The sequence below is a fragment of the Deinococcus sedimenti genome (assembly GCF_014648135.1).
GTDB lineage: Bacteria > Deinococcota > Deinococci > Deinococcales > Deinococcaceae > Deinococcus > Deinococcus sedimenti.
Genome location: NZ_BMQN01000013.1, coordinates 67,636 through 92,302 on the forward strand (window position 1 = coordinate 67,636; position 24,667 = coordinate 92,302).

Sequence of the window (24,667 nt, forward strand, 5' to 3'; positions counted from 1 at the left end):
GCAGGGTACTGTGACCCATGCCGCCCCTCCCCGGTGAACCCACCCGCGTCCTCCAGGCCTACGCCGACGCCGTCCACGCCCGCGACACCGAAGCCCTGCTCGCCCTGTACCACCCCCACGTCACCGTGTACGACATGTGGGAACACTGGCAGTACGACGGCCAGCAGGCGTGGCGCGGCATGGTCGAGGGCTGGTTCGCCAGCCTCGGCGACGAACGGGTGCAGGTCACCTTCGACGATGTCCGCAGCACCGTCACGCCGGGGATGGCCCTCGTGCACGCCTTCGTCACCTACGCGGGCCTCAGCGCCAGCGGCGAACGCCTGCGCGCCATGAACAACCGCCTGAGCCTCACCCTCACCCGTAGCGGCGACGGCTGGCTGATCCTCCACGAACACAGCAGCGCCCCCGCCGAATTCGGCAGCGGCAAGGTCAACCTCCACCGACCAGCGTAGACCGGCCCAGCAGAAAGGCCGCGCCTCTCCCCTGCCTGGGGCGGCGCGGCCAAAGGGTCTGGGTCTCAGCGGGGCAGGACCGAGGTGCCCATGAGGTGCTGGTCGATGGCGCGGGCGGCCTGGCGGCCCTCGCGGATGGCCCACACGACGAGGCTCTGGCCGCGGCGCATGTCCCCGGCGGCGAACACGCCCTGCACGTTGGTGCGGTAGCCGCCCTCGTCGGTGTGGGCGTGGGCGTTGCCGCGGGCGTCCTTCTGAATGCCGAAGGCGTCGATGACGGTGCCGACGGGGCTGACGAAGCCCATGGCGAGCAGGACGAGGTCGGCCTTGTGGATCTCCTCGCTGCCGGGGATTTCGGTCAGCTGGCCGCCTTTGAATTCCATGCGGACGGTCTTGACGCCGGTGACCTTGCCGCCCTTGCCGATGAATTCCTTGGTGGCGATGGCGAATTCACGGGTGGCGCCTTCCTCGTGGCTGGTGCTGGTGCGGAGTTTCATGGGCCAGTAGGGCCACACGAGGGGTTTGTTCTCCTGTTCGGGCGGCTGGGGCATCACCTCGAACTGGGTGACGCTAGCGGCGCCGTGGCGGTTGCTGGTGCCGACGCAGTCGCTGCCGGTGTCGCCGCCGCCGATCACGATGACGTGCTTCCCGTCGGCGCGCAGCTGCTTCTTCAGTTTGTCGCCGGCGTTCACGCGGTTCTGCTGCGGCAGGAATTCCATGGCGAAGTGAATGCCGTCCAGGTCGCGGCCGGGCGCCGGAAGGTCGCGGGGTTGTTCGGCGCCGCCCGCGAGGAGCACGGCGTCGAATTCGGCGTTCAGTTCGTCGGGTGTGACGGTCTTCTTGCTGAGGTTCGTGACCCGGCTGGCGTCGGGCCATGCGCCCACCAGGGTGCCGGTGCGGAAGGTGACGCCCTCGGCCTGCATCTGTTCGACGCGGCGGTCGATGTGGTGCTTGTCCATCTTGAAGTCGGGGATGCCGTAGCGCATCAGGCCGCCCACGCGGTCGTTCTTCTCGAACACGGTCACGTCGTGCCCGGCGCGGGCGAGCTGCTGCGCGGCAGCCAGTCCGGCGGGGCCGGAACCGATCACGGCGACTTTCTTGCCGGTCTTCACGGCGGGGGGTTGCGGCGTGACCCAGCCTTCCTGCCAGCCGCGTTCGATGATGCTCAGCTCGATGCTCTTGATACCGACCGCGTCGCCGTTGATGTTCAGGGTGCAGGCGGCCTCGCAGGGGGCGGGGCAGATGCGGCCCGTGAATTCCGGGAAGTTGTTCGTGGAGTGCAAGGTGTCCAGCGCGCTGCGCCAGTCGTCCTGGTACACGAGGTTGTTGAAGTCCGGGATGATGTTCCCGACGGGGCAGCCGTTGTTGCAGAACGGGATGCCGCAGTCCATGCAGCGGGTCGCCTGGAGGCGGGCGGCGTCCGGGGCGAGGGGCAGCAGGAATTCGTGGTAGTGCTTGAGGCGCGCGTCGACCGGGGCGTACTGGTCCTTGATGCGCGGCTGGTCGAGGAAGCCGGTGATCTTGCTCATGCGTGCTCCGGTGGGGGAACAGCGCCCGCCGCCTGGGTTGGGCGGGCGCTGGGAGGGGGCTTCGACGGGACTCATCCGATTCCACACCATGTCAGAAGGGCGCTGCCATGCTGTTCCATCTCCTGAGTCCCGTCCAGACTCGTACTCGCATCCGCTCGGCTCCGTTCAGCACGTCACTGAACGGAGCGGAGTGTTACTTGGTGAGCGTGCCCTGCGCCGCGACGGGGTTGCCGGGCTGCGCGGTCTGCATGCTGGTCGTGTCGGCGGCCTGGACGGTTCCGGCCTGGGCGCGTTCGCGCAGGGCGCGCTGGTACTCCTTCGGGAAGACCTTGACGAAGCGCTTCAGGGTCGCCTCCCAGTCGTCCAGCAGTTCGGAGGCGCGCTGCGAGCCGGTCCACTTGTGGTGGCTTTCGAGCAGGCGGCGCAGGTGCGCCTCGTCGCTGTCACCGAAGTGCAGGGCACCCTCGGTCTGGGCGAGCTGCTGGTCCTCGGGCAGCAGGGGGTGCAGGTCCACCATGCTGGTATTGCAGCGCTTGGCGAAGCTGCCGTCCACGTCGTACACGTACGCGACGCCGCCGCTCATGCCCGCCGCGAAGTTCCGGCCGGTCTGGCCGAGCACGACGACGGTCCCGCCGGTCATGTATTCGCAGCCGTGGTCGCCGGTGCCTTCCACGACGGCCTCCGCGCCGCTGAGGCGCACGGCGAAGCGTTCGCCCGCCACGCCCCGGAAGAACGCCTCGCCGCTGGTCGCGCCGTACAGGACGGTGTTCCCGACGATGATGTTCTCCTCGGCCTTCCCGCGGAATTCGATGCTGGGGCGCACGGCCACGCGGCCGCCGGAGAGGCCCTTGCCGGTGTAGTCGTTCGCGTCGCCGATCAGGTACAGGGTGATGCCGGGGGCGAGGAACGCGCCGAAACTCTGCCCGCCCGTGCCTTCCATCTGGATGAACACCGTGTTGTCGGGCAGCCCCTCAGGGCGCACGCGGGTCAGCTCGCCGGACAGCATCGCGCCGACGGTGCGGTTGACGTTACGGACATCCTGCAGGAAGTGCACCTTCTCGCCCTTCTCGAAGGCGGGGCGGCACTTCTCGATCAGCTGGAGGTCGAGTGCGCCGCTCAGGCCGTGGTCCTGGGTGTGGAGGTGGCGCACGCCGACTTCCTCGGGGACCTCGGGGCGGTAGAAGACGCGGCTGAAGTCCAGGCCCTGCGCCTTCCAGTGCTCGATGCCCTTTTTCGTGTCGAGCAGGTCGGCGCGGCCGATCAGGTCGTCGAAGGAGCGGATGCCCAGGCTGGCCATGATGGCGCGGACTTCCTCGGCGATGAAGAAGAAGAAGTTGATGACGTGCTCGGGTTTGCCCTGGAAGCGGGCGCGCAGCACCGGGTCCTGCGTGGCGACACCGACGGGGCAGGTGTTCAGGTGGCACTTGCGCATCATGATGCAGCCCTGCGCGACCAGCGGCGCGGTGGCGAAACCGAACTCGTCGGCACCCAGCAGCGCGGCGATCACGACGTCACGGCCGGTCTTGAGCTGCCCGTCGGTCTGCACGCGCACGCGGTCCCGCAGGCGGTTCAGGACGAGCGTCTGCTGCGTCTCCGCGAGGCCCAGTTCCCACGGCGACCCGGCGTGCTTGATGGAGCTCCAGGGGCTGGCCCCGGTGCCGCCGTCGTGCCCGGCGATCACGATGTGGTCGGCCTTGGCCTTCGCGACCCCGGCGGCGATGGTGCCGACGCCGACCTCGGAGACGAGTTTCACGCTGATGTCCGCGCGGGGGTTCACGTTCTTCAGGTCGTGGATCAGCTGCGCGAGGTCCTCGATGGAGTAGATGTCGTGGTGCGGGGGCGGGCTGATCAGGCCCACGCCGGGGACGCTGTGGCGCAGGAAGCCGATGTACTCGCTGACCTTCCCGCCGGGCAGCTGGCCGCCCTCACCGGGCTTGGCGCCCTGGGCCATCTTGATCTGGATCTGGTCGGCGCTCGTCAGGTAGTTCGTGGTGACGCCGAAGCGGCCCGAGGCGACCTGCTTGATCTTGCTGCGCAGGCTGTCGCCGGGTTCCAGCGGGTAGTCGACCTCCACCCGGCTCTCGCCGAGGATGCTGGCGAGGGTGTGGCCCTCACCGATGGTCTCGCCGCGCATCTCGCGTTCGTAGCGGGCGGGGTCCTCGCCGCCCTCGCCGGTGTTGCTCTTGCCGCCGATGCGGTTCATGGCGACGGCCAGGGTGGTGTGCGCCTCGGTGCTGATCGAGCCGAGGCTCATGGCGCCCGTGGCGAAGCGTTTGACGATCTCGCTGGCGGCTTCGACTTCTTCCAGCGGGACGGGGGTCACGCCGTCGGTGCGGAATTCGAACAGGCCGCGCAGGGTCATGTGGCGCTTGCTCTGGTCGTTGATGATCCGGGCGTACTCCTCGAACGTGGCGTAGTTGCCGCTGCGCACCGAGTGCTGCAGCTTGGCGATCGAGTCCGGCGTCCACATGTGCTCCTCGCCGCGCACGCGCCACGCGTACTCGCCGCCCGCGTCGAGGTTCTGGGCCAGCACGGGGTCGTCGCTGAAGGCCGCGCGGTGGTTGCGCAGGGCTTCTTCCGCCACCTCGAAGATGCCGATGCCGCCGACCTGGGTGGGGGTGCCGTAGAAGTACTTCTGCACGAAGTCGGTCTTCAGGCCGACCGCCTCGAACAGCTGCGCGCCGCAGTAGCTCATGTACGTGCTGACGCCCATCTTCGACATGATCTTGCTCAGGCCCTTGCCGATCGCCTTGATGTAGTTGTAGATGGCCTTGTGCGCGTCGATGCCGTTCAGGGCGGGCATGCCGGGCACGTCGGTGTGCAGGTTGATCAGCGTTTCCAGCGCGAGGTAAGGGTGGATGGCCTCCGCGCCGTACCCGGCGAGCGCGGCGAAGTGATGGACCTCGCGGGCGTCGCCGGTCTCGACGACCAGACCGACCTTCATGCGCAGCCCCGCCTTCACGAGGTGGTGGTGGATGCTGCTCAGGGCTAGCAGGCTGGGAATCGCGACGCGCTCGCGGTCCACGCGGCGGTCACTGATAACGATGACGTTGTGCCCGCTCTCGATGGCGTCCACCGCCCAGGCGTTGATGGTCGCCAGTTTGGCTTCCACGCCGCGCGCGCCCCACTCGGCGGGGTAGGTGATGTCGAGGTCGTATGCCTTGAACTTCCCGCGGGTGTGTTCCTCGATGTTGCGCACGCGGGCCATGTCGTCGAAGTCCAGGATGGGCTGCTCGACTTCCAGGCGCAGCTGCGGGTTCACGGCGTTGATGTCCAGCAGGTTCGGGCGCGGCCCCACGAACGACACGAGGCTCATGACGACCGACTCGCGGATCGGGTCGATGGGCGGGTTCGTGACCTGCGCGAACAGCTGCCGGAAGTAGTTGAACAGCGGCTTGTTCTTGCCGGACAGCACGGCCAGCGGGCTGTCGTTGCCCATGCTGCCGATGCCTTCCTCGCCGGTCAGGGCCATGGGGCCCATCAGGAACTTCAGGTCCTCCTGGGTGTACCCGAAGGCCTGCTGGCGGTCCAGCAGCGACTCGCGGAACTGCCCGACCGTGCCGGTCTCCTCGCTGTCGTCCAGGCGGAAACGGGTGTTCTCCACCCACTGCGCGTAGGGCTTGGCGGACGCGAACTGGTTTTTCAGTTCGTCGTCCTCGATGATGCGGCCCTGCTCGAAGTCGATCAGGAACATGCGGCCCGGTTGCAGGCGCCACTTCTTGACGATCTTGCTCTCGGGGACGGGCAGCACGCCGGACTCGGATGCCAGGATGACCAGGTCGTCGCGGGTCTGCACGTAGCGGGCGGGGCGCAGGCCGTTGCGGTCCAGCGTCGCGCCGACCTGACGGCCGTCGGTGAAGACCATCGCGGCCGGGCCGTCCCAGGGTTCCATCATGCTGGCGTGGTACTCGTAGAACGCGCGGCGGCGGGGGTCGAGGTGCTCGTTCTGCTCCCAGGCCTCGGGGATCATCATCATGGCGGCGTGCGCCATGGGGTACCCGGCCAGGGTCAGGAGTTCCAGCGCGTTGTCGAAGGTGGCGGTGTCGCTCTCGCCCTCGAAGGAGATCGGGTAGAGCTTCTTCAGGTCGTCGCCCAGCACGGGGCTCTGCATGATGCCCTCGCGGGCGCGCATCCAGTTGAAGTTCCCCTTGACGGTGTTGATCTCGCCGTTGTGCGCGACCATGCGGTACGGGTGCGCCAGCGGCCACTCGGGGAAGGTGTTCGTGCTGAAGCGCTGGTGGACCAGGGCCAGGGCGGACACGACGCGTTCGTCCTGCAGGTCGAGGTAGTACTCGCCGACCTGCGTGGCGAGCAGCAGGCCCTTGTAGATGACCGTGCGGCACGACATGCTGGGCACGTAGTACTCGGCGCCGTGCGTGAAGTTCAGCGCGCGGATGGCGTTGCTGGCCCGGCGGCGGATGACGTACAGCTTGCGTTCCAGCGCGTCGGGGACCAGCGTGTCGGGCCCCGCACCGATGAACACCTGCCGGATGACGGGTTCCTTCTCGCGCACGGCGGGGCTCATGGGCATCTCGCGGTTGACCGGCACGTCGCGCCAGCCGATCACGACCTGCCCTTCCGCCACGATGGCGCGTTCGAGCTCCTGCTCGCAGGCGCGGCGCGACGCGATCTCCTTGGGCAGGAAGATCATGCCGACGCCGTAGTCGCCCAGCGGCGGCAGGGTCACGCCCTGAGCGGCGAACTCGGCGCGGTAGAACTCGTCGGGAATCTGGATCAGGATGCCCGCGCCGTCGCCCATCAGGGGGTCGGCGCCGACCGCGCCGCGGTGGTCGAGGTTCTCGAGGATCTTCAGGCCCTGCTGGACGATCGCGTGGTTCTTGCGGCCCTTGATATGGGCGACGAAGCCCACGCCGCAGGCGTCGTGCTCGGCTCCGCTGTACAGGCCCCTTTCACGGGCGAGGTTCAGTTCCGCGCCGCTCGCGGGGGTTCCAGGGGTGTGCGGCGCCTCAGCCGGCGTCACCCGGTTGTCTGTTCTGTTCATGTTGACGCTCCCATCTCGCTCGTGACTCGCATCCGCCTGCGGGGTGCAGGCTGCTGAGATCACGATACAGACGGGCGCATGTCTATGCAGGGTCGTTGTTTATAACGGGTTCAAAGGTGCGGCACATCATTGTTTGATCAAAATGCAGCGTTGAGCAGAAAATCGGCAACGAACACTCCCTGATCGCGTCATCTGCGCAACGCCCCCGGCGCACCCGGGCAGATTGGCCGCACACTCCGGCAACCCCACCCTCTGTGCGTCCAGACCTCTGGAAGCGGTGCCATACACATTCCGATGCGCCGCGCAAGCCCCCGGCGGTCAGGGCGGGGACAGCTGCAACAGCGTCACTTCCGGCTCGCACAGGTTCCGCACCGGCAGCCCGCTCAGGCCCAGGCCCCGGCTCACGTACGCGGGGGTGTCGTGCGCGCCGGTCACCCAGCCCATCGCGTACCGCTGCCCGAACGCACTGGGGACCATCGGCGCGCCCAGCAGCGGCAGCCGCACCTGCCCGCCGTGCGTGTGCCCGCACAGCACCAGCCCCACCGGGCGCGGCAGCGCGGGCAGCAGGTCCGGGTTGTGCGTGACCAGCAGCGTTGCCCGCGCGCCCGCACCCGCCAGCGCCGCCGCCGCGTCCGGCTTCCCGAACCACAGGTCGTCCGTACCACCCACCCACACGTCGTCCCGCAGCGGTCGCCCCTCGTCCCGCAGGACCGTCACGCCCGCCCCCGCCAGTTCCTGTGCGAAGCGCTCGCGCCGAGCCATCCAGTCCGGGCGCGCCGGTCCGTAGTGGCGCGCGCCGTACCGCCCGAAACTGCCGTAGTCATGGTTGCCCCACACCGAGAACGTCCCCAGTGGCGCCCGCAGCCGCGCCAGCTGCCGCAGCAGACCCGGCGGCACCGCGTCCAGGCGGGCGTCCAGCAGGTCCCCACCCAGCAGGATCACGTCGGCCCGCAGGTCGTTCGTGGCTTCCACCCACGCGCCCACGCTGCCGTCCCCGATGAACAGCCCGTAATGCAGGTCCGTCAGGAACGCGGCGCGCAGCGGCGCACGCAGACCCGGCAGGGCGCGGGTGTGGCGGGTCACACCGAAGCGGTACCCCTGCGCCACGCCCACCCCACCGCCCAGCGCCAGGGCGCCGCCCCCACCCAGCAGGGACCGCAGGACCGCGCGCCTCGTGACCATGCCCCGCACCCTACACCGCCGCCCCCACGGCCGGTCATCCACCGGAAGGTGCAGGCGCTAGACTGCCCCTCATGACGGTGCCGCATTCCCTGCTTGTGATCGACGTTCTGGACGAGGACGCGGGCCTCGCTGACGTGGAGGACAGCGGGGGCCGCACGTACCAGCTGCCCGCCGAGTGGCTGCCCGGCGCGGCCGACGGCGCCGGGTACCGCGTTGCCGTGCAGAGAGGCGCCGTGACCTTCACGCCCGACCCCGACGCGCCCCGGCAGCTGCGGGAACGCAGCAAGCAGACCCTGCTGGACTTCAGCGACGAACACGACGGCGAGCACGACGAGGACGCCGGAGGCCGCGCTTGACCCGCCAGGTCCTGATCATCCCGGACCTGCACGGCCGCGCGGACCTGCTGCGCGCCGCCCTGCACCAGTACCCGGACGCGCACTACCTGTCGCTGGGCGACGCTATCGACCGCGGGCCGCGTTCCATGCCGGTCGTGGAGAGCCTGATGGACCTGCACCGCGCCGGGCGCGCCACGCTGCTGATGGGCAACCACGAGCGCATGATGCAAGAAGGCGTGAAGTACTACCGCCAGTACCTCGGCACGCATGACCTGGGCGACTACCGCCGCGCCATGGAGGGCTTCCAGTGGTGGATGCGCGCCGGGGGTGAGACGGTCCGTACCGAGCTGGGCAGCCTGACCCTGGAGAAGTTCCCCCCGCTGCTCGAGGAGTACCTGGGCGTCCTGCGCCGGGTCGTGTACGTCACGGCGGACGGCGAGATCCACGATCAGCCGCCCGCGCATCCCAGCGTGCTCGTGTCGCACGCCGCGCCGCCCGTGCGGCACCCCCAGCACCCCAACCCGCTGTCCGCGGCGCTGTGGCTGCGGCCTTTCGAGGGGCCCTTCCCCCTTCCGGAGGGCGTCACGTACTCGGTGCACGGGCACACGCCCGTCCCGATCCCTTGCCGCCTGGGCCGCCACGTGTACCTGGATCTGGGCGCGTACGACACGGGCCGCCTGGCGATCGCGGAGGTCAACGTGCATGGCCTGCCGAACGTCACGGTGCTGTGCGGCCGCGGCGAACCCGCGCGGGGCCGCAAGTACGCCCGCTTCGGCGAGCCGGTCCCGGTGACCCCGGTGGACCTGCCCGGCGCTCCACCCCGGTAAACCCCGCCCGGCTGAGCCCCGGCCCTCAGCGGGGCGGCGCTCAACCCAGGGTCTTCAGGTCGTCCTGCCGGTCCGACAGCCACTGCGGAGGTCCGTCGCGGACGATGACGTCCTCCTCCAGCCCGATGAACCCGTGCCCGGGCACCAGAACGCCCAGTTCCAGGGTGTACACCTCGTCCAGGCGCACGGGTCCCTCGACGGTCTGCCCGTAGCGGGGCCAGCGGGGGCCCAGGAGGGTGCCGCCGTCGTGCGTGGCGCGGCCCAGCCCGTGCCCGAGCGCGTGCTGGTATTCGGGGTACCCGGCGGCGACCAGGGCGGCGCGCGCGGCGGCGTCCACCGCGTGGCCGGGCGTGCCGGGGCGCAGGGCGTCCGCGCCCGCCTGGATGGCCTGCCAGCACGCGCGGAAGGCGGCCTGCACCTCCCCGGGTACCGGGGTGCCGTCGGGCAGGCGGTACACCCGCTGGATGTCCGAGCAGTACCCGTGTCCCAGGCGCACGCCGTAGTCGATGTGCAGCAGCGCACCGGGGCGCAGGGCGTGGTCGCCGGGCGGCGCGTGCGAGGGTCGGCTGTCCGGGCCGATGTGCACGTTCGGGCAGGCGTCCCAGCCCCAGGAGGGCTCGGCGCCGTCGCGGCGGCACAGGCCGTGCAGGAACGCGGCGACGTCCCGTTCCGTCCAGCCGGGGCGGGCGGCGGCCGCCATCTCGCGCAGGTGCGCCTCGGCGAGTTGCACGGCCTCGCGGATCGCGGCGTGTTCCGCCGGGGTCTTGACCGACCGGAGCTGCCCCAGCAGCGGCGCGGCGCTGTCCCACTCCAGCGTGGGCAGGTCCGCAGCGGTAGCCAGCCAGCCGCGCACCCGGCGTTCCAGGCCCGCCGTCAGGCCGTCGCACAGCGGGTCGTCCTCGCTGATGTTCAGCAGCACGCGCCGCGCGCCCAGCCGCGTCACCTCGGCGCGCAGCAGGGCGCGCAGGTCGGCGTCGTAGCCGTGCACGGTCCAGCCGGGCGGCACGGCGTCCGCGTCGAAGCGGCCCACGATCGCCACGGCCTCGCTGCGGGTCAGCAGGAAGAGGCTGTCCCAGGTGACGTCCACGCCCGCCACGAGCGTCAGGGCGGGTTCCGGGCGCACGCCGGACTCGCGCGCGGCGATCAGCCAGACCTCGCCGTCCCGGAGCAGGGCCTGTGCCTGACGCCGCTTGCCGTCCCGGAGCGCGTCGGTTGCCGTGTTGGGTGCCATACGGCAGGATAGAGGGTCAGCCGCGCCCGCCGGTCAGGGCCGCCTGCGCCTGCGCGAGGGCTTCGGGGGTGTCGACGTCCAGCAGGGAGCGGGCGGGGAACGTCAGGGTGACGGCCTGCGCGGCGTGCGCGCGGATCAGGTGGCGGGGGCCGTGGTCGGCGTCCGGGGCGTCCCGCACGCTTCCGAGCAGGTCCGCGCGGAACAGGTGCGGCGGTGCGCGGACCGGGTCGTCGCCGGGGTCGGCGTACGCGGCCAGCACGACCGGCGCGCCCGTCTCGCGGAACGCGGCGATCAGCGCGGCGTGCTGCGCGCCGCTCAGGAGGGGCATGTCGGCCAGCGCGAAGTTCACGGCGGCCAGTTCGGAGGGCAGCGCGCCGACGGCCACCCGGAAGGAGCCGGCCAGGCCGCGCGCCGGGTCCGGGTTCACCGCGAACGCGAACGGCAGCCCCCGCAGAGCCTCGCGGATGCCGTTCCCCACGTCGCCCGGGGGAATCACGGCCAGCAGAGCGTCGTGCCCGCCGTCCGCGAGGGCCCGCGCCGCGTGCCACACCAGCGGGCGACCATCCAGCGGCTCGAGCTGCTTGGGGCGGCCCATGCGGGTGCTGCGTCCGGCGGCGAGCAGCACGCCCGCGACCGGGCCGGAGGAGGCTGGGGTCATGCGGTCATGCTAGGCCAATCTTTCTTCAACCCGCCGCGGCCTACACTGGACCCTGTCCACCCGTTCATTCAGGCCCGCCCCGGCGCGGGTGTTTTCCGGAGGTCCCGCATGAAACTCAGTTACTCAGGTCAGGAGAAGGTGCAGGCTCCCCCCGCCGCCGTGTGGGCGTTCGTGCAGGACCCCGAGCGGGTGGCGCGCTGCCTGCCCGACGTGCAGGAGGTCGTCGTGCACGACCAGACGCACATGGACGCCACCGTGCAGGTGGGGGTCGGCATGGTCCGCGGGAAGTTCAAGTTCAAGATCGAGGTGCAGCCCGACGAGGCACAGAACCGCGTGAACGTGAAGGTGCAGGGCGGCGGGCTGGGCAGCGTCGTGGACCTTCTGGCGGGTGCGAACGTGCTGGACAACGGGGACGGCACCACCACGCTGGACTGGACCGGGGACGCCACCATGCGCGGCCCGGTCGCCACGGTCGGCGGGCGTCTGCTGGACGCGCAGGCGCAGAAACTCATCTCGAAGACCTTCGAGAACATGAGCGCGCACGTCGGCGCGTCCGCCGGGACGATCGCCTAGCCGCCGCGCCGTGCGCCCGGCGGGCCGCCGGTAACCGTCAGGGTCCGGCGGGCCCGCTGCTGGGCAACGCCAGCGGCGCGCGGATCGGCACGGCCGTCACCTCGCCGTGCGGGGAGACGGCCAGCACCTCGGCCTCCGCCAGTGACCAGATGGCGCGGTGCACGCTCATCTCGCTGGCCGGGTCCCCGCCGGGTGCCAGCCGGTCGAGCAGCGCAGTGTACCGGACCTGACCGGTGGTGCCGCCTGCCCAGGGCGTGACGTCCAGCACCGCGCGCAGCACCTGCCGCTGGGCGGGCGTCTGCGCCCGGGACAGCAGGGTACGTTTCGCCTCCTCCTGCCGCAGCCGCGCCTCGCGGGCCTCGCGGCGCTGGGCGAGCAGGGCCAGGACTTCCGGGTCGCGGGGCGGACCGCCGGGACGCTCGGTAATCAGGCGTTCCAGGCGTTCGTCGGCGCGCTGCGCGGCGCGGTCGCGCAGGTCGCGGGCGCGGCTGCGCAGGCCGGACGTGGCGTCCTGCACCGGCTCTCTCAGGGCCTGGGCGGTGCGGCGCGCCACGTGCGTGGCGTCCGCGACGGGATCGGGTGCCGGGTCGGCCAGGGCGCGGCCCAGGCGGATCAGGGTGTTCAGGGTGCGGGTGCGGCGCTCACTCATGGGTGCTCCGTGTCGCCCCGGTGGGGGCGGGGGTCAGCTTAACGGGCGGGGCTGGGCGGGCACGTCCGCCGAAAGGTGCGGTGAAGACCGGCCGGGCCCTCATGGCCGGCAGGGACGCCCGTTCCCCTGTACGGTGCGGCGTCCCTGCCGGTTGCACCCCGCGGCCTCTGCACCCAGGGGGACGGCAGAGCGAGCACCTGACAGCGGTTTCCAGTTTCATTGAGGGGCCACCAGCACGCCCCTCCCTTCCACGTTCACCCGCTGGTGTTGACGGCTTCTCTCTCCGCTCGTTTCAGGTGTCCTGAGGGAACCCCTCAACACATCTGAACACCGCTGTGAGAAAGGCAGCGACGTGAAGCACTGGGGCCGGCGGCAGGTCCCAGGGTAAGCCTGAACACCGCTGTCAGTCGGCCGATTCGGCGACCGGGGCGGCGTCGGTGGGGGCGAGAGTCGCGGCGCGTCCGGTCCACAGCGCGCCCACCCCCAGGCTGGCCAGGCTGACGGCCAGCGTGGCGATCCACAGCAGCCCGGGCCCGGTCGGGTCGAGCAGCGCCGTGAGGATCACGAGGGGCGTGGCGATCACGCCGTGCGCCACGACGGGCAGCAGGCGGCTCTGGCCGGTGCGGCGCGCCTGCGCGAACCGCAGGCCGAAGTGCAGGCCGGAGGTCAGGGCGATCAGGGTGCACAGCAGCAGCGTGGGGATCATGCCCTCACGGTAGTCAGGGCGCTCTCACGGGGGCGTCACGCCCGCGGGGCGCCCCAGGAATTAAGATGAGCCTCTCAACGCCATTTTTGCCCGTCAGGAGCGCAGATCATGACCTGTAAGAATTTCAGTCAGATGGAAGCGGGGCGCACGTGAACCCCAGTGTGAAGGAATGGCAAACGGCGTTTCAGACGCGTGGTTACGTGGCCGGGGACGCCTTGGCGACCGCGCTGCGGCTGGTGGTGGGCCTGGGCAAACCGCTGCTGCTGGAGGGCCCGGCGGGCGTCGGGAAGACCGAGGCGGCCAAGACGCTGGCCGACGTGCTGGGCACCCGGTTGATCCGGCTGCAATGCTACGAGGGCCTGGACGCGCAGTCGGCACTGTACGAGTGGAACTACGCGCGGCAGCTGCTGCACCTGCGCGCGGCGGAACTGCGCGGGGAGACCGCCGAGGACGACCTGTACAGCGAGCGGTTCCTGATGCCGCGGCCCCTGCTGCAGGCCATCCGCGAACCCCGCTCCGCGGTGCTGCTGATCGACGAGATCGACCGGGCCGACGACGCCTTCGAGGCCTTCCTGCTGGAACTGCTGGCCGAGTGGCAGATCACCGTGCCGGAACTGGGCACCCTCTCGGCGGTCAGCCGCCCGCACGTGATCCTGACCAGCAACCGCTCGCGGGAACTGAGTGACGCGCTGCGCCGCCGCTGCCTGTACCACTGGACGGAGTACCCCAGCCGCGCGCAGGAACTGCTGATCGTGCAGTCGCGCCTGCCGGGCATCAACGAGACGCTGGCGCGGCAGGTCACGGACGCCGTGCACGCCCTGCGCGCCCTGCCGCTGGGCAAGGCGCCGGGCGTCGCCGAGACGCTCGACTGGGCGGCGGCGCTGGTCAGTCTGCACGCCGATCACCTGGACGCCGAGTCGCTGCATGCGACGCTGGGCGCGGTGCTAAAACTGCGTGAGGATCAGCTGCTGGCCGCGCCGACGCTGCAGGGCGTGGCGGCGCAGGCCCGGGCGCGTGGCTGAACCGCGCCCGCCCGCCCTGGACGCGCAGGTGACGGCCTTCGCCGTGAGGTTGCGCCGCAAGCACGGCTTCCTGATCGGGCCGGGCGAGGTGCAGGACGCGCTGCGCTCACTGAGGCTGGTGGACCTGCTCTCGCGGCGCGAGGTGCGCGGCGCGCTGCGGGCGGTGCTGACCGCCAGCCCCGAGCAGGGCCGCACCTTCGACCTGGAATTCAACGCGTTCTTCCGCGCCGGGGGGCAACCGCAGCCGGAGCTGCCGCCCCTGCTGCCCGAGACGCCCGCGCCCGCCGAACCCGACCCGGACGGCGAGCCGCCGTCGCACCCCCCGGACGGTGAACAGCCCGGCCCGGACGCCCGGCCGGAACCGGCCCCCGCCCCGCAGGCCGGCGCGGACGCCGGCGGCGACCTGCCCGACGGCGAGGGGTTTCAGGACGGTCAGGACGACGCGGGCGACGAGCAGGACGCCCCGGTCATGCAGGCGCGGGTCAGTCCGAACGCCGCGCCGGGCGAGGCGCTGCGCGTGGACGCCGGGGACCTGGGGGGACTGCTGCGCGCCGCGACCGGCCTGATCCGCGCGCTGGAACTGGGCCGCGCCCGGCGGCTGCGCCCCCTGCCGCGCGGGTCGAAGCTGGACGCCCGCCGCACCCTGCACGCCGCGGCCCGCACCGCCGGAGACGCCGTGCACCTGCGCTGGCTGGGCCGCCCGCGCCGCGCGCCGCGCTTCCTGCTGGTCCTGGACGGCAGCCGCTCGATGGGCCGCGACGCGACGCTGCTGCTGCGCTTCGCGCAGGCGCTGCACCTGCGCTCCCGCCGGGTGGAGGTCTACGCGTTCAGCACGGGCCTGACCCACCTGACCCCGCTGATCCGGGGCGCGGCGCCGGGGCAGCCGCTGACCCTGCCGGACCTGGGGGACGCCTGGGGCGGCGGGACGCGCATCGGGGAGAACCTGCTGCGCCTGGCGCGCGAGGAACGCGGCCGCGTGACCCGCGACACGGTCGTGCTGATCCTCAGTGACGGGCTGGACACCGGCGACCCCAGTCTGGTAGGGCGGGCGCTGCGGGACCTGCGGCGGCGCGCAGCGGGCGTGGTGTGGCTCTCGCCGCTGGCCGCCACGCCCGGGTACCGGCCGGTGCAGCGGGCGGTGGCGGCGGCGCTGCCGCACCTGGACGCGCTGCTCCCGGCGGCCGGACCGGACGACCTGCACGCCCTGGGGCGCCGCCTGCGCGCCGCGCGCCTCTCCCGCCCGGCGGCACCACCCGGCCCGGGTTGAGGGTAGGGTCCCGACATTCAGAGCAGGCGCCGCCTCACAGCAGAATTCAGAGGTCTGGAGGGTGACCCTCACGACCTCTGACAGCGGTTTCCAATTCCACCCAGGGGCCAAGGGCACGCCCCTCTACTCCACTTCCAACCGCTGTTCTTTTCAGGTGCTCGCTTCACTGGTGTTCCGTGACTCCCGCCGATGTTCAGACGCTCGCTCTGCGGCACAGGTCGGCGAGTCCGCCCGGGTCAGGGACATGCAGGGGTTTCGGCCGTGTTTCTGACCCGCGCGGTCACAGGTCGCGGCGACTGAAGCGCCACATGGCAGCCACGAGGCCCAGCACAGCCAGCGCGGCGGCCCACGCGACCAGCAGCGGATCGACGGGCACGCTGCTCGCAAAGGGGTTCGCACCCCGGCTGAACTCCCCGGCCTGCCGCATGATCTCGGGTTGCAGATGGTAACTGGCGCCCAACCACAGGGCGTTGGTGGGCATCAGGGCGTTCGCCACGCGGCCCAGGGTGGCCAGGGTGGGCGTGTCGGCCAGCGTGCCGATGGCGCTGAGGATCCCGCCGGTGAAGCCCACGCCGTACAGCACGAACACGCCGATGCCGTTGGCGAGCGTGGTGAACAGCGTGCTGCCCAGCACCGTCAGTGAGGTCAGGACCGTGACGGCCAGCAGCAGCAGCGCCACGGCGGGAAGCGCCTCGGGCGGCGTGTACCCGGTGATCAGGCGCACGCCGCCCAGCAGGCCCGCGCTGAGCAGCGCGACGTACGCGACGTTCACGGCCGTGAAGCCCAGCCAGCGCCCGGCGACCAGCTGCGCGCGGCTGACCGGGCGGGCGATGACGCTCTGCATGACGCCGCTCTCGATGTCGCCGCTGACCGCGCCGACGGTGGACAGCACGCCCATCAGGGACCCCAGGAAGTACACGAGGTACATGCCGAACATGGCGCTGAACATCACGGGCAGGTTCGCGGCGCCGGTCGCGCTGCGGCCGTCCAGTCCGGCGTCCACGGCCCGCTGGTCCAGCGTGAGTTCCAGGCGGTACACGCCGAACAGGAAGAACCCCAGGAACAGCGCCGAGAGGATCAGCAGGACGCTCACGAGGCGTTTGCGGGTCGCTTCGCGCAGGGACAGTTCCGCGATCAGCAGGGCGTTACGCACGGTGAACCTCCGCGCCGCTGCGGGCCGCTTCGGGGGTGTCCTCGATCAGGTCGAGGAACATGGTCTCCAGGTCGGGGCGGCGGGGTGTCAGGGCGTACAGCCGCGCTCCGGCGGCGTGCACGGCGTCCGCCACGGCCGGGATCTGGTCGTCGCGGGTCAGCCACAGTTCCACGTCCGCGCGGCCCGGGGTGTTCGTGTCGCTGCGGCGCACCTCGCCCAGGCGCGCGAGGGTGTCCAGCAGCCGGCCGGCCAGGGTGTCCACGCGGATGTCCACGGGCAGCACGCCGCCCATGAGTTCACGCATGCTGCCCTGCGTCAGCACCCGCCCCTGTTTCACGAACGCAACGCGGTCGCACACCTGTTCCACCTCGCTCAGCAGGTGGGAGTTCAGGAAGACCGCCGCGCCCTGCGCGCGCAGCCGCTCGATGATCTCCCGCACCTCGATCCGCCCGATGGGGTCCAGGGCGCTGGTGGGTTCGTCCAGGAACACGAGGTCCGGGCGGGCCAGGATCGCTCCGGCCAGCCCGGCGCGCTGCAGCATGCCCTTGCTGTACCCGCCCAGCGTCTCGTGGCCGCGTCCGCCCAGCCCGACCTCGTCCAGCACCTGCGGAATGCGGGTGCGGCGCTCGGCGGCACTCAGGCCCGCCAGGCGCCCGTGGAAGTCCAGGAATTCCTGGCCGGTCATCCAGGTCTGGAAGCGGAACTGCTCGGGCAGGAAGCCCAGCCGGGCGCGGACGGCCGGATCGCTCGGGTGGCCGCCCAGCACGCGGATCTCGCCGCCGCTGGGCTGCACGAGGCCCAGCAGCATCTTCACGGTGGTGCTCTTGCCCGCCCCGTTCGGGCCCAGGAACCCGAACACCTCCCCGCGCGGCACGGTCAGGGTCAGGCCGTCCACGACCGCCCGCCCCCGGTACTCCTTGCGCAGCTCGCGCGTGTCGATGGCCAGTTCGCTCATGCCGTCCAGCATAGGCGGGTCCGCCCGGGCCCCGCGTCCACCTTTCGGTTGCCCGGCCGCCCCCCCCAGTTCCCCCAACGCACGGGTCCATATTTCCTCTGTGCAGGGTCCGGGATTCGTGGAGAATGAACCCAGATGCCTGCCTGCCCTCCCCGGGACCAGCTGGACGTGCTGCTGCCCGTAGACACGCCCACCGATCTGATGACGCGCCTGCGGGCCGCGCCAGACGGCGAAACGCGCGCGCTGGCGCTGGTGGCGGTCGCCCGTCACACCCGCGAGACGTCCCTGGGCAACGCGCAGGGGCTCGGCGAGGCCGCGCTGAGTGAGGCGCTGCGCTGCGGCTCGCCGCGCGCTGCCGTGGAGGCCCTGATCGGCCTGAGTTTCGTGTCGGCCAGCCTGGGGCAGCAGGAACGGGCGCTGGACGCCATCGGGCGCGCGCAGACCATGCTCGAGGAGCACCGGCTGACCGATCAGCTGTCCGGCGTGCTGAACACCCGCGCCCTGACCCGCCTGACCAGCGGGGACGTCACCGGCGCCCGGCAGGACCTGCAGGACGCCCTGGACCTGGCGCGGCAGGCCCGCAATCCGGCCGATCAGGGCAACGCGCTGGTGAACCTGGCGTGGCTGGCGTGCAGCAGCGGCGATCCCAAGGACGCCCTGCACCACCTGAATCTCCTCGAGGAACTCGTGCATACCGTGGCGGACGAGGCGCTCAGCGAGGAGCTGTGCACGTACATGCACGAGAACCGCGCGCACGCCTACTCGCTGCTGGCCCGGGAGGCGCAGGAACTGGGCCGGAGCGACGCGCAGCGCCAGGCGGTGCAGCAGGGCCTGATGGTGCTGCGCGCCGCGCGCCTGGCGCTGCAGGTGACGCCCAGCCTGACCAGTGAACTGCTGTGCGCGGCGCACGAATCGACCCTGCTGCGCCTGGACGGCGACCTGCGCGGCGCCGAGCGCGCGGCGCGGCGCGCGGCTCAGCTGAACGCCGTGATCAAGCAGCAGCTGTACATCGAGCCGCAGCTGTGCCTCGCGGAACTCCTGCAGTCCCGCGGTGAGTTCGACGCGGCGCTCGCGCAGTACGGCGCGGCGCTGGACATCGCGCGGCGCCAGCACCGGCACCTGGACATCCAGCGGCTCCTGAGCGCCATCGGCGCGCTGCATGAACGCCAGGGTCGCCTGCGCGAGGCGCTGGACGTGACGCGCGAGGCCCTGCAGGCCGCGAACACCGCCGTGGAACGCGTGAACAGCGCCGCGGCGCGCCACCTGCAGCTGGACCGTGAACTGCGCCAGGCGCGCGCGGACGCGAGTTCCTGGCAGGACCGCCTGCGGCAGGCCGAGGTGCAGGCCCGGCAGGACCCCCTGACCGGGCTGCTCAACCGCCGCGGACTGGAGGAGGGGCTGCTGGGCCTGCAGTTCCCCGCGGACGGCGCGCGGCTCTCGGACTGGTCGCTGCTGACGGTGGTGTTCGTGGATGTGGATCACTTCAAGCACGTGAATGACCGGCACTCGCACGCGGTGGGGGATCAGGTGCTGCGGGTGGTGGGTCAGTTGCTGGCGGGTCAGGTGCGGGCCGGGGACCTGCTGGGCCGGTACGGCGGGGAGGAGTTCGTGCTGGTCACGCCGGTCCGCACGCGCGGGCGGGCGCACGGCCTGGCGGAGGCCTGCCGCCGCGCGGTGGAGGGGCACGACTGGTCGGACCTGCTGCCGGACATGCGCCTGACGGCCAGCGTGGGGTACGCGGTGACCACCCCGGACCGCCTGCCGCAGGCGCTGCGGATCGCGGACGATCACCTGTACCGCGCGAAGAACGCCGGCCGCAACCGCGTGTCGCCCGCCGCGCCCTGACCTTCGGCGCGCGGCGCTGACCAGCCACCCCACCCGGCCTGCTCTGGAGGGCACGGTTCTGCCAGACCCCGCCGCCTGCAGCGAACGGAGCGAGGAGCCGCCGAGGACTGCGCTCGGAAGAGGACCTGAGGGTCGGCCTGTTGCCCCCAGGGTGAAGCTGAACTCCCCAGTGAGTCCGGAGGACGGGCGCGGCGGGCGGCGCCGGGGCGCTACACTCGCCCGTGGATGCCGCTGGAACCGGGAACGCAACTTGCCGGGCGTTACGACCTGCTGGCCCTGCTGGGTGAGGGCGGCAGCGCCCGCGTGTTCCGTGCCCGCGACGCCCTGCTGGGCCGTGAGGTCGCCGTGAAGGTGCAGCACGCGCACGTGCCTGACAGTGACCGCGAGCGGTTTCTGCGTGAGGTCCGCACCCTGGCCCGCCTGACGCATCCGGGGGTCATCCCGGTGCTGGACCTGGGCACCGATCCGGAGGCCGGGCGGCCCTTTTTCACCATGCCGCTGATGACCGGCGGGCCGATCACGGCACTTGGGCCGCTGGAGGACGCGCCGCTGCCCCTGGCGCGGTTCCTGACGGCGGCGGCATCGGCCTCGCGGGCCCTGCAGTTCGTGCATGAGCGCGGCATCACGCACCGTGACCTGACGCCCGGGAACGTCCTGCTGGACGAGGCGTGGATGCCGCGCATCATGGACTTCGGACTGGTGGCGCTGACCGAGCAGACCCGGCACCTCACCCGCAGCGGCGTGACGCTGGGCACGCCCGCGTACATGGCGCCCGAGCAGGCGCGCGGCGTGGGCGTGGGCCCCCTGAGCGACCTGTACGCGCTGGGCGCGGTGCTGTACCGCGTGGCGTGCGGCAGCCCGCCGTTCGTGGGGGACAGCGACCAGAGCGTCCTGTATCAGCACGTGTACGAGGCCGCACCGGACCCGCGTGACCTGAATCCGGCGGTGCCGGACGCCGTGGCGCGCGTACTGCTCAGCCTGCTGGCCAAGCAACCGGAGGACCGCCCGCCCAGCGGCGAGGCCCTGGCGCACCTGTGGGCGCTGGCCCGGCGTGACGTATGGACCTCGCACGCGCGGGGGCAGTACCGGGGTGGACGCACCCGCAGCGGCGAACATCCCGACGGGCCGGCCCAGGTGGGGGCGCTGCGCGAGGCCTGGAGCGTCCCCCTGCCGGGCGAGGTCACGTGGCCCGCCGCCGTCATCGGGGACGGGGATCTTGTCGCGGTCGGCACGCGGGGCGGCCAGCTGGTCCTCACGCACGCGTCGGGCCGCCCGTTCGCCACGTACGCCGCGCGGGACGAGGTCACGGCGCCCGCCACCTTCCACGGCGGTCACGTCCTGTTCGGCGCGTGGGACGGCACGCTGCGCCGCGTGGACCTGATGAGCGGCGCGCAGGTCTGGCAGCACAAGGCCCGCGCGGAACTCACGGGCGCCCCGACCCTCTGGCACGATCAGGTGCTCGCCAGCAGCCGCGACGGTCACCTGTATGCCCTGGACGCCGCGACCGGCGAACTGAGGTGGGCGTACCGCACCGGCGGCCCCGTCGCCGCCAGTCCGCTGGTGTGGGCAGGCGCGGCGCTCGTCAGCGACGAGAACGGCTGGCTGCACGCCCTGGACGCCCGCAGCGGTCACGGCCTGTGGAAGGTGCAGGTCGGCACGATGCACGGCACGCCCGCACTGATTCCCACGGCGCCCGGCACGGCCACGCTGGTCGTCGCGACCTGGGAAGGCGAAGTGCACGCCCTGACCCTGCGCGCCCACACGGGCCGGGTCAGCGTGGACCCCGACCCCATCCAGTGGACGTACGACCTGGAAGACGAGGTGTGGGCCTCCCCCGCCCTGACGCTGTCCGGCGCGCCGGGCGGGACCGCCATCCTGGCCGGATGGGGCGGCGAGGTGCGCGCGCTGAGTCTGAAAGACGGCGAGGACCTCTGGACGCACCGCATGCAGGGCCGCGTGACCGCCAGCCCCGTCATCAGTGCCGGTCTGGTGTTCCTGGCGTCCGAGGACGGACAGCTGTGCGCCCTGGACGTCCGCAGCGGCGCCGTCCGCTGGACGCATCAGGAGGGCACCGGCGTGCAGGCCACGCCGCTGGCGGCCGACGGCACGCTGTACGTGGCGTTCATGAACGGCACGCTGCGCGCCTACCGGGCCCGCACGCCCTGACCGGCCGCCCCCACCCTTCTCAGCCGCGCATGACATTTGCTTTAACCGCCGCGCCTACACTGAGACTCAACGAAACGGCCCCAGTAGACAGTCGGGGCCCGAGGAGGAACGAACCGCATGCCCAATATCGGACCCGCTGAACTGCTGGTGATTCTGCTTGTCGCCCTGGTCGTCTTCGGCCCCCGCAAACTCCCGGAACTCGGCAAGAGCCTCGGCGCGGGCCTGCGCGAATTCCGCAGGAGCACCCAGGGACTGAAGGAAGATTTCGAGGGCAGCATGCGCGACACGCCCCCCGGCCCCGCCCCCGTACAGACCATCCACGCGCCCGCCCAGGCCGTCGCAGCGCCCGTCGCGGCAGCAGCTGCTCAGCCCACCCCGGCAGTTCCCGCCCCGGCAGCTGCGGCGGCTGCCCCCGCGCAGCCGGTCACGGCCGACACGGTCACGGCCCCCGCCCCCCGCGAACACGTGTGACCGACCGAACCTACTGACCGGGCCGCTCCTGCGGGCAGCCCCAGGTGGGTGGGGGGCCGTCCCCCCCGGTTCCTTGAATTCACGCCAAGGCGCTTCGCGTGCTCCATTACCCACGCCGACCCGCCCCAGGCCTACCATCGATTCATGAGCCCTGCGTCGCGCCTGAACCTGCTGGTGATCATCCCCCACCGGTGGTGCGCCGTGCCGGACGCCCTGACTGACCTGCGCGCCCGCCTCGCCGACGACTTCGGCGCAGCCCTGCACTTACGGCGGGCCGCCGGTCCCCTGCCCGCCCCGCTGACCGTCTTCGCGGGCTACTGGGCGCCGCACACGCAGGAGTTCGCGTGGTGGAACCTTGAACCTCACCTGGAGCGGGCATTCGTGGACCTCAGCTGGGTCGACGACGCGCTCCAGGCCAGCTGACCCCACCTCGGGCCCGGTCCGCCCCACTCGCGGCGTCCTGCCGGTCATCTGCGGTCTGCCGACACTGCCCGGCTTGTTGGGCTGCGGAAGTTATGACGCCTCCCAGGAGTTTCTGAATGCTGGCCCACGTGCGCCGCGCCGCGCTCTTCGGGGTGGATGCAGTATCGGCGGAGGTCGAGGTGGACGTCTCGCCGGGCCTGCCTGCATTCACCATCTCCGGCTCGGTCTATCAGATCATCCACAGGTGTCCACAGGCGGGGTGTGGATGAAGAAAAACACCTCCACCCCAGCGCTCAGGCCAGGGTGGGGGCGTTGATGACATCTATCTTCAGGGTTACTTCTTAACCACGTTGCACCAGGCCAGGATCACGTCCTTCTCGCCCTGGAACCAGACGCCGGCGTACCAGACCTTGGGGTCCTTCAGGACGAATTGCTCGTAGCCGCCACCATCTTCGGTTTCCCCGTCATCCAGTGAGGTGAACTTGAACGTTTTCGGGATTTTCGCGTTCAGGTCCTTCGCGATGGCGGCAGGGCTTCCTTCCCAGTACAGCAATTCGTGGTATTTGCATTGTCCGTTGAGGCTGTCAGCGACCTCTTCGAGCAGGCCGACCATTTCGTCGGAGAAGTCCTCGTCGGTGAGTTCAAGGGCTCCTTTGGGGAGCTGGAAGCCGGTGAGGTTGGATTTGGTGACGAAGTCAGAGGCAAATGCTGTCGGGACGAGCAGGGTCGCAACCATGAAGAGTGCAAATTTAATTCTCATCCCTCACTATGTCCCCCTGCTGCGCCAAACACCAATGGGGGGGGTAGGGTGTCACTTCACCCGCCGGGGAACAGTCGCCGGAAGGCCATCTCGACGAGCATGGCGGCGAAGGGGCTGTCCAGCAGCAGGCGCAGCCACTGGGCGCTGGGCGGCCTGCACCGCGGCTTCCAGCAGCGCGCCCACTTCCATCCACGTCGCGCCGTCGCGCAGGGCCTGCGCCTTGCTGACGAGGTTGGGCAGGTGCTTGTCGAGCCACGGCTGCACGGTGGGGGCGTCGAGGGCGGTGCCGGAGCGGGTGGCGGCGCTTGATCCACCTCTCCCCCATCTACTACCCCCATTTCTGCGCTGATGTGCGGTCCGTTGGGGATTCCGGGCTTGTTAGCCTGCGGGTCACATGTGGCGTTCTGGGGGTCGGTGAGTGCTGGCGCGGGTGCGGAGCGCGGCGTTGTTCGGGGTGGACGCAGTATCGGTGGAGGTCGAGGTGGACGTCTCGCCGGGCCTGCCTGCATTCACGATTCCCGGCTCAGTCTACCAGATCACCCATAATTTTTTACACAAAGGAAGTAATCTATGATCAAGTTTCTCCTATCGATTCTTCTGCTTTCAACAACTTCTACAGCCGCGTCTATCCAGAAATTTCCGAATGTCCCGCTTCGAGGTGCCTCGACTTGGCTTATCGGCAGCGTGGGTAATGGGTGGACCATATCTTCAGACCCAAAAGTATGGAGGAATGACGCATACACTGTTGCCGTATCACAACTCACCCCTTCAAAAAACGGAGGGCGGAATGCCGTCTGCTCCAAATATTCATTTGATGCCACTGGGCAGAAAATGATTCTTAGACAGCTTAAGCTTACCGTACCCGCGAACTTTCAATATTCAGATAGACTAAAATCTAAACATGCAGACAGATTCACGCTGTCAACAGGACCCTTTATTTGTATAATGACCGGCGGATCGAATGCATCAAAGAAAACAATAAAATTCTCAGACGGCTTCTACTACCCATCAGACATTCCAGCTATCAAATTTAAACTTTACGAATACGAAGGCCATCCAGCGATTGACATTGTACCCAGATAGTTTGTATTTCGAAATAGATTCAGGACTAGTTAGATCAGAGCAGCATCCAAATGGAAAAGGTGAGGACATTCTCTTTCTTGCGCGACTTACCCGAGCAAAAGAGAAGGCGGAGAGCACTCTAGAACACGGTCAGGTTTATTGATCGCGGTGAAGATCTGAGTTGATAGACTTGCCACATGCCCGGTTGGCAACCGACCCACTACTCCCGCGCTCAACTCGAGGAGCGCCGCCTCGCTGCTCTCGCATGGATTGAACGCGGAACCCATCGGAACCAGGAGATTGCGAATCACTTCGGTGTCTCCGTCCATACGGTCTACACCTGGAAAGCACGATTGCGACGCAATGGTGGCCTGAAGGCCACCATTGCCAGTGGCGCAA

The 24,667-nt window shown here is 70.4% G+C and carries 23 protein-coding genes; 13 read left to right on the forward strand and 10 right to left on the reverse strand.

Features of this window, described 5'->3' with window-relative positions; genetic code table 11:
* Positions 1–17 precede the first annotated feature (17 nt).
* Positions 18–452: a YybH family protein gene (locus IEY69_RS17120; RefSeq protein WP_189074365.1), complete on the forward strand. Its 435-nt coding sequence runs from the start codon at positions 18–20 to the stop codon at positions 450–452.
* 65 nt (positions 453–517) lie between these two features.
* Here the strand turns inward: IEY69_RS17120 and IEY69_RS17125 are convergent, their stop codons facing one another.
* The 3 genes from IEY69_RS17125 to IEY69_RS17135 form a co-directional block, all read right to left on the reverse strand.
* A complete protein-coding gene (locus tag IEY69_RS17125) occupies positions 518–1,981 on the reverse strand; it encodes a glutamate synthase subunit beta (protein WP_189074366.1) in 1,464 nt (487 codons plus the stop codon).
* 193 nt (positions 1,982–2,174) lie between these two features.
* A complete protein-coding gene (locus IEY69_RS17130) occupies positions 2,175–6,983 on the reverse strand; it encodes a glutamate synthase-related protein (RefSeq protein WP_189074367.1) in 4,809 nt (1,602 codons plus the stop codon).
* A gap of 318 nt (positions 6,984–7,301) precedes the next feature.
* Positions 7,302–8,165 carry a metallophosphoesterase gene (locus tag IEY69_RS17135; RefSeq protein ID WP_189074368.1) on the reverse strand — a complete coding sequence of 288 codons (864 nt, stop codon included), beginning with the start codon at positions 8,163–8,165 and terminating at the stop codon, positions 7,302–7,304.
* A 71-nt stretch (positions 8,166–8,236) separates the two neighbouring features.
* Between IEY69_RS17135 and IEY69_RS17140 the strand changes: the two genes are divergently transcribed.
* Both IEY69_RS17140 and IEY69_RS17145 read left to right on the forward strand, forming a co-directional pair.
* Positions 8,237–8,521: a hypothetical protein gene (locus tag IEY69_RS17140; RefSeq protein ID WP_189074369.1), complete on the forward strand. Its 285-nt coding sequence runs from the start codon at positions 8,237–8,239 to the stop codon at positions 8,519–8,521.
* A complete protein-coding gene (locus tag IEY69_RS17145) occupies positions 8,518–9,327 on the forward strand; it encodes a metallophosphoesterase (RefSeq protein ID WP_189074370.1) in 810 nt (269 codons plus the stop codon). Before IEY69_RS17140 ends, IEY69_RS17145 begins: the two co-directional genes overlap by 4 nt.
* A 40-nt stretch (positions 9,328–9,367) precedes the next feature.
* Here IEY69_RS17145 and IEY69_RS17150 read toward each other — a convergent pair whose 3' ends face one another.
* A complete protein-coding gene (locus IEY69_RS17150) occupies positions 9,368–10,558 on the reverse strand; it encodes a M24 family metallopeptidase (protein WP_189074371.1) in 1,191 nt (396 codons plus the stop codon).
* A 16-nt stretch (positions 10,559–10,574) separates the two neighbouring features.
* Positions 10,575–11,216, reverse strand: a complete 642-nt coding sequence (locus IEY69_RS17155; protein WP_189074372.1) for a nucleotidyltransferase family protein — start codon at positions 11,214–11,216, stop codon at positions 10,575–10,577.
* 108 nt (positions 11,217–11,324) lie between these two features.
* Here IEY69_RS17155 and IEY69_RS17160 point away from each other — a divergent pair, with 108 nt between their 5' ends.
* A complete protein-coding gene (locus IEY69_RS17160) occupies positions 11,325–11,789 on the forward strand; it encodes an SRPBCC family protein (RefSeq protein WP_189074373.1) in 465 nt (154 codons plus the stop codon).
* A gap of 37 nt (positions 11,790–11,826) precedes the next feature.
* On the opposite strand, the gene IEY69_RS17165 is transcribed toward IEY69_RS17160, so the two are convergent.
* Positions 11,827–12,438, reverse strand: a complete 612-nt coding sequence (locus IEY69_RS17165) for a hypothetical protein (protein WP_189074374.1) — start codon at positions 12,436–12,438, stop codon at positions 11,827–11,829.
* 403 nt (positions 12,439–12,841) lie between these two features.
* Positions 12,842–13,144, reverse strand: a complete 303-nt coding sequence (locus IEY69_RS17170; protein WP_189074375.1) for a hypothetical protein — start codon at positions 13,142–13,144, stop codon at positions 12,842–12,844.
* 149 nt (positions 13,145–13,293) lie between these two features.
* On the opposite strand from IEY69_RS17170, the gene IEY69_RS17175 reads away from it, so the two are divergent.
* A complete protein-coding gene (locus tag IEY69_RS17175) occupies positions 13,294–14,166 on the forward strand; it encodes an AAA family ATPase (RefSeq protein ID WP_189074376.1) in 873 nt (290 codons plus the stop codon).
* A complete protein-coding gene (locus tag IEY69_RS17180) occupies positions 14,159–15,433 on the forward strand; it encodes a VWA domain-containing protein (RefSeq protein WP_229784063.1) in 1,275 nt (424 codons plus the stop codon). The genes IEY69_RS17175 and IEY69_RS17180 overlap by 8 nt, the downstream gene beginning before the upstream one ends.
* A gap of 280 nt (positions 15,434–15,713) precedes the next feature.
* Here IEY69_RS17180 and IEY69_RS17185 read toward each other — a convergent pair whose 3' ends face one another.
* Positions 15,714–16,586, reverse strand: coding sequence for an ABC transporter permease (locus tag IEY69_RS17185; RefSeq protein ID WP_189074377.1), 873 nt, complete (start codon positions 16,584–16,586; stop codon positions 15,714–15,716).
* Positions 16,579–17,541: an ABC transporter ATP-binding protein gene (locus IEY69_RS17190; protein WP_229784065.1), complete on the reverse strand. Its 963-nt coding sequence runs from the start codon at positions 17,539–17,541 to the stop codon at positions 16,579–16,581. The genes IEY69_RS17185 and IEY69_RS17190 overlap by 8 nt, the downstream gene beginning before the upstream one ends.
* Positions 17,542–17,676: 135 nt before the next feature.
* On the opposite strand from IEY69_RS17190, the gene IEY69_RS17195 reads away from it, so the two are divergent.
* From IEY69_RS17195 to IEY69_RS17215, 5 genes are all read left to right on the forward strand, one after another.
* Complete coding sequence (locus IEY69_RS17195) at positions 17,677–19,386, forward strand: tetratricopeptide repeat-containing diguanylate cyclase (protein ID WP_189074379.1); 1,710 nt, start codon at positions 17,677–17,679, stop codon at positions 19,384–19,386.
* A 225-nt stretch (positions 19,387–19,611) separates the two neighbouring features.
* Positions 19,612–21,552 (forward strand): serine/threonine-protein kinase, encoded by a 1,941-nt coding sequence (locus IEY69_RS17200; protein ID WP_189074380.1) that lies wholly within the window; start codon positions 19,612–19,614, stop codon positions 21,550–21,552.
* 117 nt (positions 21,553–21,669) lie between these two features.
* Positions 21,670–22,023 carry a twin-arginine translocase TatA/TatE family subunit gene (gene tatA, locus IEY69_RS17205; protein ID WP_189074381.1) on the forward strand — a complete coding sequence of 118 codons (354 nt, stop codon included), beginning with the start codon at positions 21,670–21,672 and terminating at the stop codon, positions 22,021–22,023.
* Positions 22,024–22,167: 144 nt separating this feature from the next.
* A complete protein-coding gene (locus tag IEY69_RS17210) occupies positions 22,168–22,446 on the forward strand; it encodes a hypothetical protein (RefSeq protein ID WP_189074382.1) in 279 nt (92 codons plus the stop codon).
* Between the two features lie 116 nt (positions 22,447–22,562).
* A complete protein-coding gene (locus tag IEY69_RS17215) occupies positions 22,563–22,715 on the forward strand; it encodes a hypothetical protein (protein WP_229784067.1) in 153 nt (50 codons plus the stop codon).
* Between the two features lie 65 nt (positions 22,716–22,780).
* On the opposite strand, the gene IEY69_RS17220 is transcribed toward IEY69_RS17215, so the two are convergent.
* On the reverse strand, positions 22,781–23,182 hold the full coding sequence (locus IEY69_RS17220; protein ID WP_189074383.1) for a hypothetical protein: 402 nt from the start codon (positions 23,180–23,182) through the stop codon (positions 22,781–22,783).
* Positions 23,183–23,254: 72 nt separating this feature from the next.
* Between IEY69_RS17220 and IEY69_RS17225 the strand changes: the two genes are divergently transcribed.
* Positions 23,255–23,515: a hypothetical protein gene (locus tag IEY69_RS17225; protein WP_189074384.1), complete on the forward strand. Its 261-nt coding sequence runs from the start codon at positions 23,255–23,257 to the stop codon at positions 23,513–23,515.
* A 950-nt stretch (positions 23,516–24,465) separates the two neighbouring features.
* Positions 24,466–24,667: helix-turn-helix domain-containing protein (locus IEY69_RS17230; protein ID WP_189074385.1), on the forward strand; the 202-nt coding region annotated here is incomplete at its 3' end.